This is a genomic window from Spirosoma sp. 48-14 (assembly GCF_001898575.1).
GTDB lineage: Bacteria > Bacteroidota > Bacteroidia > Cytophagales > Spirosomataceae > Spirosoma.
Window position 1 is genome coordinate 100,463 of record NZ_MKUD01000020.1, and the last position, 14,008, is coordinate 114,470.

The following is a 14,008-nucleotide window of genomic DNA, read 5'->3' on the forward strand; positions in this document are numbered from 1 at the left end:
TTAGAAGTCGAAAGTGAACGAACTCCAGTTTCGTTGTACATTTGATATACTGATTAAACCAAGCCTACTCAATGCGCATTCCTGAAGAAACAGTAGAACGAATTCGCCAGTCTGCCGATATTCTGGAAGTAATCAACGACTTTGTTTCGCTGAAGAAGCGCGGTAGCAATTATATTGCCTGCTGCCCTTTTCATAATGAGAAAACGCCGTCGTTCAACGTGAACCCCAGTCGACAGATCTACAAATGCTTTGGTTGTGGAAAGGCTGGCGATGCGGTTCGGTTTGTAATGGACATTGAAAATATTGGCTATGGTGAGGCCCTTCGTTATCTGGCTAAAAAGTATGGCGTTGAAATCGAAGAGCAGGAGCAAACGCCCGAGGACTTACTGCGCCAGAATGAGCGTGAAAGCCTACTGATCGTCCTCAATTTTGCCAAAACGTTTTTTCAGGAAACACTGCTCAACTCCGATGAAGGGAAGAGTATAGGGCTCAGTTATTTTCGTGAGCGCGGTTTTTCAAACCCCACTATCGAAGCGTTTGAGTTGGGCTACACACTCGATCAGTGGGATGTGCTGTTGAAGGAAGGCCAGCGACGAGGATATAGTGTGGAGTTACTGGAAAAGGCTGGTCTTGTTTTAAGTAAAGAAGGAGCCGAGGGTAAAGACCGTAAAATATTTGACCGTTTTCGGGGAAGGGTCATGTTTCCGATCCATAATGTATCAGGGCGTGTCATTGCGTTTGGAGCCCGAATCCTGAAAACGGATAAGAATCAACCCAAATACCTCAACTCGCCCGAAACGACTGTTTATCATAAAAGTCAGGTCTTGTATGGGATCTATCAGGCTAAACAAACCATCCGGCAGGAGGATGTCTGTTACCTGACCGAAGGGTACACGGACGTGATTTCGCTGCATCAGGCTGGAATCAAAAACGTAGTTGCTTCCTCAGGAACGTCGCTAACCACGGAGCAAATCCGGCTGATTTCCCGCTTTACACCAAACGTTACCATTCTGTATGATGGAGATGCGGCCGGTATCAAAGCGGCTCTGCGTGGTCTTGATATGGTGCTGGAAGAAGGGCTAAATCTCAGACTCCTGCTATTGCCCGATGGCGAAGACCCGGATAGCTATGTGCATAAAGTCGGAGCCGAAGCGTTCAAGTCATACATTCAAACCCACTCGCAGGATTTTATTGATTTTAAAGCGAGTCGTTGGCTAACGGAAGCAGGTGACAATCCGCTGAAACGAGCCGAAGGTATTTCAGATGTATGTGCAAGTATTACAAAAATTCCGGATCCACTCAAACGGCAGACACTTTCGCAGCGAGTAGCCCAAGTCTTTCATGTGAGTGAACAATCGGTTATTTCCGAAATAAACCGATTACTGAGAAAGCAGCAGGATCAGCATAAGAAGGACTACGAACGACAACAGCAACGTAGTTCTCCTAATAAGACCTCTGCTAATTCAAGTAATACTTTAACAGCTGGTGAGCCTTCACTGGACGACATCAATGCGCTCCTGGATGGCTTTAGTGAAGAAGCTCCAGAAATGGCTGGCTTTGGGGATACAGCCCCGCCAGTGCAATCATCGGCTAATCTTTCAAAAGCTGTCAGGACGCCTATATCCTATCAGGAGGAGGAATGTATTCGATTGTTGATGAACTATGGAGCTCGCGAATTGGAGCCTGGCATTTCACTGTGCCAGTATGTGCTTGATGAACTGCACGAAATAGAGTTTCAGACAGCCCCTTACAACGTCATGCTGGCACTGTTTCGGGAAGCCTATAGCAGGGGCGAGATCTTAACAGCCAATGATTTCCTTAATCGTAAGATAACGGATGAAACGGACTTGCAAAACCGAGCTATTCACCTAACGACCCCTCGGTATGAGATTAGTGAGGGGTGGTTAAAACATGAGATTTTCGTGCCTTCGGAGGAGGAAATAAGCATTCTAGCCGACGCTGCCTATCGGAATATTCTTCGAATCAAGAAAATGATGGCTGAGAAGCGAATGGGCGAACTACAACAGTTAATGCGAGAATCTCGTAATAAATCACCCGAAGAAGCGGATCAGATTCTACTGGAGTTCATGCACTACAAGCGCATTGATATGCAAATTTCAGGGCTATTGGGGACCGTAATTTCCGGTTAAGCGGTACTACCACGTAAAAAGCCCTGGCTATAAAGTTATAACCAGGGCTTACCTTTATCATTAGGAGAGGGTGAACGCTATGCCTGGGCGACCGTCATGGCGCCAATTACGCCGACTAGCTCGGCGTCGATTTTACGGTTTAATTCACGCAAAAGATTTGCATGAGTATGCAGTTGGCCGGGCTTGGAAGGAAGCGCCGAGCGGCCTGACTTTGACATGGGAGCCATATCGAACAACAGGGTCATGAGTACGTCGCTCATTTGTTCACGCAGTTCGATTAACTTCCGCAAGCGGGTTCGGCTCACTGTCGATTGACGAGAGGACGAAGCCTGTAATGAATGAATGACCTGGTTCAACTTAGCATAACGACGATGGAAAGCATCCGTTGCGCTTGCCCATTCCATAACCAGTTTCTGAATTTCCTCAGCCGACGCTTCGTAGCCGAAAAATTTTGTTGCTTCCTCCTGATTCATCACCCTTGCTTGAGAATTTCTGTTTGTGCGATTGACTGAATCAAAAGTATGTCTGTTCCCTTGCTGTAAGCAAATGGTCATGCGTGAAATCACCCATTTTGAGTATGAAATCACCCATAAAGTGCGAAATCACCCTGGATTTCGCGTGAAATAACGCCTAAAGCCGTCTGAAGTCACGGTAGGCTATGCGTGAAATCACTGTTAACAATTAAGCTTTAGTGGACACTTTTGTCTGAAAATGGAGTATTTAGTTTATATGGTGTTACCATTATTGAAGAATTGGTGTTACCTTCATGCACCCATATATGTAATCGATCATGAACCAATCAACTGGTGTCCAGGAGGGCACTAAAAACTTTGCTATTCGCAGGCGAGACTTTTCGATTCTCGTCGCTCAATCGGAGTTATTCAACTGCGAGGTATTGAGTCAGCTTTTACGGGAGCAGGGGTATAATGTCGTCGGCCGGGCGGTCGAGATGGAAGATACCCTACAGCAGATTCGGGTCAAACGCCCTAAATGCGTTATTGTCGAATCAGAAATTTCAGGACAGGGCAGTCTGGATATCGTAGAGCAAACTCGAAGTGCCAATCAGCAGACCCGATTTATTCTATACACCCGTAAGCCTGATCTGCGTACCATCGCATATGCTATGCAAAAGGGCTTTTTTGGCTTCCTTTACGCTTCCGACGGGCTTGATGAACTCTATCGCTGCTTCCAGACGGTAAGTAATGGTGGTTGCTACTACAGCAACGGTTTTATGGACTTGTTGCGGAATTTCGGCGTTAATGTCATTTCCGACGACACACGCGAAGAACTCAATCGGCTGACTGATAGAGAACGGGAAGTATTACGTATGATTGCGAGTGGGGATACCTGCGCTGATATTGCTGAACGATTAAATATTAGCTATCGGACAGCAGTAAACCACAAAGCGCATATTGCCCGGAAGCTAAACCTGAAAAGCTGCCGGGAATTACCCCGCTATGGTATCTCTGTAAAGAACTATCTATGAGTTAGATAGGTTAGCTTACTTCAAGTAATTCTTTATTTTCTTTCTGCACCCACTCACGAAGCTCCTGCATCCTCGTGCGTGGAATTACTATGTCTTGATTTTTTGGGTATTGTGAAGTAAGGAGGTTTTATTTACTGATCATCATTTCTATGACTCAATACGTATTTATCATAAAGTATAACCCTATCATACTAATTAGTATTAACGTTCTCCTGTCAGTTGTATTGGTACTTCCAATAAAACCTGCCTTATATGTAAAGTAAAGGATTCCAATTACACCAATTATTACTAATCCCAGCTTCATAATAACTAAATATGATGTATTACTCTGAATAGATTGTTTTTACAATGTACCTATTTGCTTCTATATACTTGCACATGAGAACCAATGATTGAAAATAGCCTAAGTTTTACAAGTGCTATCAGTCCCCACTACAATACCCCCAATTCCTATCTGAATCTGTTGAGTTTTGTGTGATAATTATCCAGATCATGATGGATTTTGTTTCTATTTAATGTCTGTCACTGATCTATATCTTATAGCAATTATAAATATCCAATGCCAATTTCTAAAGTTAATAGGCTTTTTAGCTTCTGCTTTTATCTCGCTTAAACAAGACAAAGGCGATTGTTCAGCGACTTAAGTGTTTGTCCCTTAGCTACTATGGTGATACTTTTTATTGTTGGCTAATGCACGATAATAGGCTTGGAGCTTTTATTTACTCAATCATCGTACCGTATTGAAATGAGAGAGGTAAAATTAGTATTGCTAGTCCTAGTTGGTCCCTTCAGAATTTACAGTAAGGCGTATATACAATAAGGGAGATTGGTGTTGAATGTTGAAAGTAGTATGTATTGACCCAGAAACAAACCTGAGATGTGTAAAATCACCATTTCACTGGACGAAATCACTAAAAAAAGACGCGAAAGGCTGAACTAATGCTGAATAGGATACAAAACCGGTGAGTAAGAGGGGACGAGTCCCTAAAGTTGCTTCGTGTCTGGATAAATAATCAGATTTTGATGCTTAAACAGGTGTCTGACCAGGAAAGCTTACATATACTTACTATATAGTTGATTTCGCGCACGAAATGAGTGATTTCAGGCGATAGGTATTTTGTTTATTAAACGGACTACTAATCTTTGTTCAGGGGAGCCGAAGTAGTATATGCAGTGATAGGTGGATGTGGCTGGTGTCAGGCTTGAGGAGTGAAGCTTACGTAGTTTCGTCTTATCAGTTAAGACGCATTTAAGATGCTTCCTTCGTCGGCATGACAAAAGCGATATACCAAAATTAAAGGCTGGGTTGTAGAGGTGATTGTGAAGAGAAACTGCCTTATAAAGCGTTTGCAGGTTCAGGTTTACCGGCTGAATCCCGGCCTTGCAGCCACTCACGGAACTCCTGCATGCGTACACGCGGCACGATGATTTCGTGATGGCCTGGGTTATTCAGTGTAACAATGTATTTGCCGTTTTCCCAATAGGAGTAGTGCAAAACGGCTTGTCGGTTCACAATATAATCGCGTTTGATACGGAAAAACTGGGAAGGATCCAATTCCGCTTCCAATTCATTAATGGTCTTATTGACCATATACCGTTCTTTGATCGTTTCGGCATAGTAAGCGCGTTCTTCCACCGTGAAGTAATATGCTTCGTTGACAGGGAAATCGAATTCTCCCAAATTACTCTTGCCTTTGAGATAGCTTAGGTATTTTGAAGGTATAGTAGGTTTTGGTAAGAACGTTTCGGATAGCTCCAAGTACTTCTGAGCGGCTTCTGCTGCATCGGCTTCTGCTTTCTCCTGAGCTTCTTTCCGTTGATTTAGGTAGTCTTTAAGTAACGAAATGTTTAGCGCTAAGTATCCTATAAGTAGTACAGGGAAGAGGTATTTGAAATACATCAACCATGTGAAAGTATATAAAATGTAGCCATTTATATATTCATTGAGGGTATAACCTTGATATTGTTCTAAAAAGAATCGAACAGTCTGTGTAATAGGATTAAAAAATAAAAAAGCTATCAAGAAAACCGGAAGAAATTTTAATTCGTAACGGCCAATCGAACGCCATGAATTTTCGATTGTAGAGATATTTCTAACTCGATGATAGAAGTTTATTAAAGAGAACGTAATATATACAGTTATTGATTCTGGAATAATGATGCTTCGAAAAAACTTGCTGATATAAGGTAATACGCCACCTTCATTAGCGACATGCTGAATTTTTATTCTATAGCCAATCGACCAAGAAACAGCCTCATAAACTATTACAATGCTAAGCATTATAAATAGGCTATTTACCGGTTTACTTAGGAAGTTCCGGGTCAGTCGAATTTCCTTCATGCTGTCGCCTTAATCAAAACTCGTACTAATATAGTGGTAATATTTAACTAATTGCAACTCGTAATTGTGACTTTTTAGCGATGGATGCCCTTTGATTGAGCTGGTAGCTTTGTATCATCAAAAACAAGCAACTGCTTATCAATTATACAAGATACAAATCGCCATGAAAAAACAATTCGCAATCAAGCCTGTCCAGATCCTCAAAACTGTTGTTAAATCTGTTAATCAGCCTGAGTCTAACACATTATCGAATAGAATACTTGCTGCTGGTGGATGCTGCGAAAACGTAACATTTGATTTCCACCGCCTTTCCAAGCCCGTTTTCTCGCTTTAATTTCTTACCATAATGCGTACTACACGTCAACTTTACAAGCAGGAGTTGGAGCGTTGTCGCGCCCACTTCGAGCAGATCGACCTGGAGAAAGAACGGGGGTATTTGATGAAATACACCACCTTTTCGGCCAATGTCGAGAACCTGCTGCCTGCCATTCCCCGTCAGGAACATGATACGTTGTTCCGCGAGCTACTGTTGCAGCAGATGTTCACCTCATTCGATCAGCAGTGCCTTACGGCTGGTGATTTGGTAAAGTTGCGTGGAGCAGATCATCTGCTCGAAAAAGAGTATAGTCCCCGGATTTACTGCACCTATCACCTCGGTTCGTACCGGATGCTGACCAGCGTGCTGTTTCGTAAGGGAGTCGATTGTGTACTGCTGGTTGGCAGTAATATGAATCGCAATCAGGGGGACGGAATGACCGAGCACATTGAAGGGTTGCGGCAAAAACATGGCCTTACCAATGTATTTCGGGTGGTTGAGGCCGGAAGTCCTACGGCTGGGCTTACGGTACTACGGGAATTAAAAGCAGGGCGGTCGCTGATTGTGTACGTCGATGGGAGCCCCGAAACGGGTCCTAAACCCGGTGAAGAATCCCAATTTCTTTCTGTTCGCTTTGGGCATCGTCGGATGCTCACCCGGAAAGGAGTTGGTTACCTGTCGCACGCTGCGGGCGTACCAATCGTACCCGTCGTCAGCTATCGTCGGTCCGATATGGCCAATGTGCTGCATTGCCTGAAGTCGATCAAGCCGATTCCACAAAGTGATCGAGAGCTATACTGCCAGGAGGCCATGCAACAATTGTACGATGCGTTCTGGCCATTTTTGAAGCAGTATCCAGGCCAATGGGAAGGCTGGAACTATGTGCATCTATTTTTAGAACCAGAAAAAGCGAAGAAGACGTATATGGGTTACCGGAAGCAGGTCGCTTTCAATGAAAACCGCTATACGCTATGCGATCTGGAAGAGGCCCCTATTCTGTTCGACCGCCGATTGTATCAGACCTATGAGATTACGGAAGATTTACGGGACTTGCTCCTGAATCTTTCTGAGGTAGAGTCAGTTGAGGAACTCTTAGGTCGGGAGATGTTTAGTGAATTAATGGAAATGGAAGTACTGTATTAAGTCGCTTCTACCATCAACTATAAACGCCGAGGGATTACCAGATAGTCTGGTAATCCCTCGGCGGTATTCTGATAAAACGTAGTAAAATTTTACTACATTTTTAAGCATTATTACTGAGTTCGATTTCTTCTCCCTGCTTGTTAAAGAACTTAAAGTTAACAATTCCTAACGAACTGTCCTTAATTACTTTAACCCATGTTTTATATTTCATATACCATTGCACTTGTTTGGAGTAAATACCCTTAGTGTAATAAGCATATAAAAGTGGGTTCAAAGAAATCGAAATGCCCCGTTCATTTTGCTTGGTCAGAATATAATCGAGATTGTTTTCGATTACATCCGTCACTAACACGCTAGCCTGAATGGTCCCTGTACCACCACAGGTTGGGCACACTTCCCGCGTCACAATATTCATTTCAGGCCGAACACGCTGACGGGTAATCTGCATCAGCCCGAATTTGGTAAGTGGCAGAATCGTAAACTTCGAGCGCTCGGGTTTCATTTCGTCGCGCATGATATCCTGCAGAAGTTTTTTGTTTTCTGCCTTCTTCATGTCGATGAAGTCAATGACAATAATGCCACCCATGTCGCGCAGCCGAAGCTGCCGGGCAATTTCCTTGGCTGCCTCCCGATTCACACTAATAGCGGTGGCCTCCTGGTCTTCTTCGGAGTTCGACTTGTTGCCGCTGTTAACATCAATCACGTGGAGCGCTTCGGTATGCTCAATAATCAGGTAGCCACCACCTGGCAAGCTCACCGATCGGCCAAACAGCGATTTAAGCTGTTTTTCCAATCCTAATGCCTCAAAAATTTTCGTTTTGCCTGTATAGAGCTTAACGATTTTTTCTTTCTCGGGAGCTATGGTGTGAATATAGTCTCTGATTTCGTCGTACGATTCACGCGTATCGACAGTAATACTTTCGAACGATTCGTTGAGCATATCCCGCAGAATCGACGAAGCCCGGTTCATTTCGCCCAGAACCCGATCGCGCGGTTTAGCTTCGCTCAGTGACTTAATGGCCTGATCCCACTTGGCTAATGAGTTCTGTAGGTCGCGGTCAAGTTCCTCTACGTCTTTGTCCTGAGCTACCGTTCGAACAATAACGCCGAAATTTTGCGGTTTTAATGACGACATGAGCCGCATCAGCCGCGACCGTTCGGCACGGTCGGTAATCTTTTTGGAAAGGTTTACGCCATCTGAGAATGGCACCAGCACTAAATAGCGGCCAGCAATTGAGATATCGCAGGAAAGGCGTGGACCTTTGGTTGAGATAGGTTCTTTAACTACCTGAACCAGGATGGGAGCGTTTTTCGTCAGTACCTTATCGATTTTCCCAATTTTCTCGATAGGTGGCTCAAGCTTCATACCACTGAGCCGCCCGGTTGTGACGCGCTTGGCGATTACATCTTTGACCAGTTTGTTGAGCGAATTAACATTCGGCCCCAGATCCTGATAGTGCAGGAAACCATCTTTTTCGTGACCAACGTCGACAAAGGCCGCGTTGAGACCGGAAGATAATTTCTTGACTGTTCCTAAGTAAAGATCGCCAACGGTGAAGCTGCTGTCTAACTCTTCTTCGTGATACTCCAGCAGTCTCTTGTTTTGCAAGAGCGCAATCCGATCACCTTTCTGAGTAGAACTGATAACTAATTCATTACTCACAAGATGAATACACGGTTAGAAAATGGCTGAGTAAAAAAATAGAAGCCACGTTCGGGCTTTACAGACCGGCCGAGGCTTCTATAAAATAAGTTTTATGTTTACGGTTTACCGGTTACGGTTGGCCAATGCGACTATAGATTATAGCGTCAGCCAACCGTAGACTGTAAACCGTAAACCGTAAACTATAACCTATTTTTTCTTATGCCGATTCTTTCTAAGCCGCTTCTTCCGTTTGTGAGTAGCAATCTTGTGCCGTTTCCGTTTCTTACCGCAAGGCATAATCGATAAATGTTTTTAATGGTTGAAAATTCGTGTCGGCCAAACCACTCGGTTTAGCCCTTAAAATCAATGTATAATGAAAAATGAATAATGTAGAATGTGTTGATCGGGAGTATGTATCCTGATCCATTTACACTGTTCATTGTACATTCTTTATTTTAGCCGTTCCTCATATTCCTGAACAGCCGCCAGAATCTGCGGGTCTTTCTCCTGCTTCTTCACTTGCGCCAGAACTTGTCTGGCTTCAGCCTTCTGACCCGCTTCGGCTAAACTTACACCTAAATAAAACTGCGCTTTCCGACTGGCTGGATTTGTAGCCAGAATTTGTCGGAACCGTTCAATGGCCCGCTCATACTGATTCGACCGCATGGCCAGTAAACCTAAATTAAACAGAGCCAGTTCATTCGTTGGGTCCTGTTTGATAACCTCCCGCAGTAGCATAATCCCCTGCATGGGGGTGTCGGTATTGACATAAGTCATAGCCATATTCGCTTTTGCCGACAGTAAATTTGGGTTTTTGGCGAGTGCCTGCCCGTAATACTCACGGGTTTTCTGCCCCAGAAGCGCTGTTTTCTTTTCATCAACGGCAAAACTGTAGGCTTCGAAAAACGCATCGCCAGCTCGTAGCAGATTACGCTCATTAGGCACTGATTTGACCAGTTCTTCAGCATAATAGGCCGCACTATCGTAGCGGGTAACTTCATGCAAAAGGGTAATCAGTTTTTCGGCAATAGCTTCTTTCTGGGTAGAATTAGCTTTGGTAAATTCTGTCTCCAGCGTAGTTAGCCGTTTTTGCTGCTCGGTCGATAATGGTTTTTCATGTACAGATGCACCATTACCCGATGCCGTACGTGATTCGGTCTTCGACGGATTGGTAGCAGGAGCCTGCATGGCACGACCACCAAGCTGCTTGTTATCATTTCGTACGACAACCTTCGGTAAGGAGTACAATCCTACCGTGAGGGCCGAAGCCAATACGATAACAAGCAGCACGGATTTATTCATCATGGATGGTCGTCACGGGCAAATGTCTGTACTGGCTTAGCCAGCCCTTCTGCCGTCGGAGCTACGTCGATTACTCAGCGGTTACTTTAGCTTTCTCGCTGGTTTTTACTTGTTCAACAAAAACCTTGGCAGGTTTGAAGCTAGGAATAAAGTGCTCATCAATTACCATAGCGGTATTTTTCGAGATATTCCGGGCTACCTTCTTAGCGCGCTTCTTATTGATGAAGCTGCCGAACCCTCTTACATAAATGTTCTCTCCCTCGGCCAATGAGTCCTTAACTACTGAAAAGAAGGTTTCCAATGTGTTTGTTACTTCTGCCTTATCAATGCCAGTCTTATCGGCGATCTCGGCAATTACATCTGCTTTCGTCACGACTTCTTAAACTTTAACGTTTTCTGTGTTGTTGAAAATTCGGGTCTCAAAAATGGGAGCACAAAGGTAGGGCTTTCCTCTAAATTTAAAAAGTCCGGTCTTCCATTTTTCCTCCTAACGTTCTATTTTTCTGTTTTATTTTGGATTGGCAATCAGACATTAACAAAACCGAAGTCACCTTCGCGCCCGTATTGGAGAGGTGGTATGAGGTTCATAAACGTGACCTGCCGTGGCGGCACACCCGTGATCCGTATCGTATCTGGTTATCGGAAATAATCCTTCAGCAAACCCGCGTTGCACAGGGAAAACCCTACTACGAACGCTTTGTAGAAGCTTATCCAACGATAGCTGATATGGCTCGGGCCGACGAGCGTGAACTGCTTCGGCTCTGGCAGGGCCTAGGTTATTATTCCCGTGCCCGCAACTTGCATCAGACTGCTCGTTATGTAACTCTTCAATTGAATGGAAAGTTTCCGTCTACTTATCACGAGCTTCTGAAAATGAAGGGTATAGGCGTTTATACGGCAGCCGCTGTAGCCTCCTTTGCGTTTGGCGAGCGGGTGCCAGTGGTAGATGGGAATGTATATCGGGTGTTGGCTCGTGTATTTGGCATTGCCGATGATATTACAACAACGGTAGCTAAAAAAACATTTGCCACGTTGGCTAACCGACTGATTCAGTCGGCTACTGATCCGGCTACTTATAATCAGGCTATTATGGAGTTTGGTGCTATTCATTGTACCCCCATAGCGCCGGATTGCTTGCTTTGTCCGCTCCAGCAGAGCTGTATAGCCTATCAGACAGGTCGTCAACATCTGTTGCCGGTAAAAGCGAAGAAAGCACCTGTGCGGGAACGATTCTTTTCGTACCTGGTTTTTCGGCACAATGGGCAACTTGCCATGCGGGAGCGAACGGCTCGCGACGTTTGGCAGAATCTCTATGACTTTTACCTATGCGAAACCAGCGAATCGCTTTCTCTAAGTATTTTAGCGGATGATCTGGAATCTTTCTGGTTACAATTGTCGTTACCTGAACCAATCCTTGCCGCTGTAAGGAAAGGAACTTTGATTGGTTCACCCAGTGAGGTCACACAATTATTGTCGCATCAGCGAATACGTGCCCAGTTTTACCTGATTGATTTGCCAGAAGATGCTATTTCCCTTTTAACCAATGATTTACACTGGTTTAATGAGGAACAGGTAAGTATACTGCCTAAGCCTGTATTGATTACAAACTATTTGAAAGATCTGTTTGGATAAGTCGGTATAATTGGGTATCTTTAATCTTCTTTAACGCCACATAAGTTAATTCGTAACACCAACAATACAAACAGCATGGCCAGTCTTAATAAGATGATAATAATCGGTAACCTGGGTGCCGATCCTGAAGTGCGGTACCTGGATGGCGGAGCCGTGGTAGCTACCTTCAACGTCGCCACTACCGAGAAATTCACCAACCGAAATGGGGAAAAAGTAGAGCAGACAGAGTGGTTTCGGATTGAATTATGGAATGAACAGGCCAAAGTGGCTGAAAAATATTTAAAGAAAGGAAATTCAGTTTATGTAGAAGGGCGGCTGCGAACAGAAGCCTGGACGGACAAAGAAGGAAAAGAACGGACATCGCTGCGTGTTCGGGCCAATACCATGCAGTTGCTGGGTAGCCCTAATAGTGATCGGCCGGATGAAGTGCCTTATGAAGCGCCCCGTCAACAGGCCGCACCAGCTCAGTCCACGAATGCCCCTCGCCCGCAGGCTGCGCCAGCGCCCCGTCAGCAGCCCACCGGAACACCAGACCGCCGACGAGAGCCGGAGCCTGTGCCTTTTGAGAGCAACAGTGGTGATGATGACCTTCCTTTCTAATCATCGCACAGACGCTCTATTGTTGAACGAGAACTGATATACATGGATCCTGGTGACCCACTTCCTCGACAGGTGCTCCCAGCCGTAGATGGCTGGAGCACCTATTTTGATTTATACGCCCCTTACACGGCTTTAATTTTACTGCTGCTCACGCTGGCCGGTCTGGTATCAGCGTCCGAAGCCGCCTTCTTCTCGCTATCGCCCGACGACCGTGCTCAGTGTCGGGAGAGCGCTAAAGCGCCTGATCAACGAATTGCTCAGCTGTTGGAACGCCCTAAGCGTCTGTTAGCTTCGTTGGTTATTTTTAATAATCTCCTCAATATTGCCATTGTAGTTATTGTTACCTACCTGACATGGGAGTTTTTGCAGGGGGTAGCTAATGCCGATTGGATATTGATTGGGGTGACCCTGACAACAACTATTGCTATTGTTTTATTCGGGGAGATCGTTCCAAAAGTATATGCCAGTCAAAACAACTTAAGCGTGGCTCGTCAGACATCTGCTTTAGCGCAGATTGGCCTGATGGTTTTCCGTCCGTTGGCTATGATGCTGGTTAATCTAAGTAACCAGGTAGACAAACGGATTCAGCGACGTGGGTATAAGCTATCCGTCGAAGAACTGAGCCAGGCAGTAGAATTGACCGGGGCGAATGCAACCGTCGAAGAAAAAGAAATACTTAAGGGAATCGTTAATTTCAGCAATCTAACGGCCCGGCAGGTGATGCGTACTCGGCTCGATATTTCGGCTGTAAAAGATCAGTTGCCATTCGGTGAACTGTTGGCGCAAATCAACGCATCAGGTTACTCCAGAGTGCCTGTTTATGGTGAGTCGCTGGATGAAATAGAAGGGATTCTTTATATCAAAGATTTGCTACCGCATATTCATGAATCGGACGACTTTAGATGGCAATCGTTGTTGCGTCCAGCCTTTTTCATTCCCGAAAATAAAAAAGTCGATGATCTGCTTCAGGACTTCCAGAAGCGTCGGGTTCACATAGCTATTGTTGTCGATGAGTATGGTGGTACCCGTGGCCTGGTGACACTGGAAGATATTATTGAAGAAATCTTTGGTGATATCAACGATGAATTCGATGAGGAAACGCCCGTAGGCTACCGACGTGAAGATCCGCAGACGGTTGTTTTCGAAGGTAAGATGCCTTTGACCGATGTATGCCGAATCCTGAATGTGGATGCCACTACGTTTGAAGACGTACAAGGAGATAGTGAGTCGCTGGGAGGGTTACTACTCGAACTGTTTCATCGATTGCCAAAAGCAGGTGATGAAACTACATACGATGGATTCGTTTTTCAGGTGCTTTCGGCCGATGATAAACGGATCAACGAAGTTCGAGTTCGAAAAATCGATGTGGTTGCTCAGGAACAATAGCCTAATT

The 14,008-nt window shown here is 44.9% G+C and carries 11 protein-coding genes; 6 read left to right on the forward strand and 5 right to left on the reverse strand.

From position 1 onward, the window contains the following. Window positions 1-71: 71 nt before the first annotated feature. Window positions 72-2,150 carry a DNA primase gene (gene dnaG, locus BGO59_RS12625; RefSeq protein ID WP_293683981.1) on the forward strand — a complete coding sequence of 693 codons (2,079 nt, stop codon included), beginning with the start codon at window positions 72-74 and terminating at the stop codon, window positions 2,148-2,150. Window positions 2,151-2,227: 77 nt separating this feature from the next. On the opposite strand, the gene BGO59_RS12630 is transcribed toward dnaG, so the two are convergent. Next, on the reverse strand, window positions 2,228-2,623 hold the full coding sequence (locus tag BGO59_RS12630) for a hypothetical protein (RefSeq protein WP_293683982.1): 396 nt from the start codon (window positions 2,621-2,623) through the stop codon (window positions 2,228-2,230). Between the two features lie 317 nt (window positions 2,624-2,940). On the opposite strand from BGO59_RS12630, the gene BGO59_RS12635 reads away from it, so the two are divergent. Then, on the forward strand, window positions 2,941-3,636 hold the full coding sequence (locus tag BGO59_RS12635; RefSeq protein WP_293683983.1) for a response regulator transcription factor: 696 nt from the start codon (window positions 2,941-2,943) through the stop codon (window positions 3,634-3,636). Between the two features lie 1,336 nt (window positions 3,637-4,972). Here the strand turns inward: BGO59_RS12635 and BGO59_RS12640 are convergent. Then, on the reverse strand, window positions 4,973-5,977 hold the full coding sequence (locus BGO59_RS12640; RefSeq protein WP_293683984.1) for a LytTR family DNA-binding domain-containing protein: 1,005 nt from the start codon (window positions 5,975-5,977) through the stop codon (window positions 4,973-4,975). A gap of 346 nt (window positions 5,978-6,323) precedes the next feature. Between BGO59_RS12640 and BGO59_RS12645 the strand changes: the two genes are divergently transcribed. Beyond that, on the forward strand, window positions 6,324-7,436 hold the full coding sequence (locus BGO59_RS12645; RefSeq protein ID WP_293683985.1) for a hypothetical protein: 1,113 nt from the start codon (window positions 6,324-6,326) through the stop codon (window positions 7,434-7,436). Between the two features lie 100 nt (window positions 7,437-7,536). Here the strand turns inward: BGO59_RS12645 and BGO59_RS12650 are convergent, their stop codons facing one another. The 3 genes from BGO59_RS12650 to BGO59_RS12660 all read right to left on the reverse strand — a co-directional run bounded on the left by BGO59_RS12650 (window position 7,537) and on the right by BGO59_RS12660 (window position 10,756). Continuing rightward, complete coding sequence (locus BGO59_RS12650; RefSeq protein WP_293683986.1) at window positions 7,537-9,099, reverse strand: Rne/Rng family ribonuclease; 1,563 nt, start codon at window positions 9,097-9,099, stop codon at window positions 7,537-7,539. A gap of 432 nt (window positions 9,100-9,531) precedes the next feature. Then, entirely contained in the window at window positions 9,532-10,383 is an 852-nt protein-coding gene (locus BGO59_RS12655) for a tetratricopeptide repeat protein (protein ID WP_293684018.1), read from the reverse strand. A gap of 70 nt (window positions 10,384-10,453) precedes the next feature. Next, window positions 10,454-10,756, reverse strand: coding sequence for an HU family DNA-binding protein (locus BGO59_RS12660; RefSeq protein ID WP_080059271.1), 303 nt, complete (start codon window positions 10,754-10,756; stop codon window positions 10,454-10,456). A gap of 140 nt (window positions 10,757-10,896) precedes the next feature. Between BGO59_RS12660 and mutY the strand changes: the two genes are divergently transcribed. From mutY to gldE, 3 genes are all read left to right on the forward strand, one after another. Further along, complete coding sequence (mutY, locus tag BGO59_RS12665; RefSeq protein WP_293683987.1) at window positions 10,897-12,015, forward strand: A/G-specific adenine glycosylase; 1,119 nt, start codon at window positions 10,897-10,899, stop codon at window positions 12,013-12,015. 75 nt (window positions 12,016-12,090) lie between these two features. After that, window positions 12,091-12,615 carry a single-stranded DNA-binding protein gene (locus BGO59_RS12670; protein WP_293683988.1) on the forward strand — a complete coding sequence of 175 codons (525 nt, stop codon included), beginning with the start codon at window positions 12,091-12,093 and terminating at the stop codon, window positions 12,613-12,615. Between the two features lie 42 nt (window positions 12,616-12,657). Continuing rightward, the gene (gldE, locus tag BGO59_RS12675) at window positions 12,658-14,001 is read left to right on the forward strand and encodes a gliding motility-associated protein GldE (RefSeq protein WP_293683989.1); all 1,344 of its coding nucleotides are present in this window, start codon (window positions 12,658-12,660) and stop codon (window positions 13,999-14,001) included. Window positions 14,002-14,008: the final 7 nt, after the last annotated feature.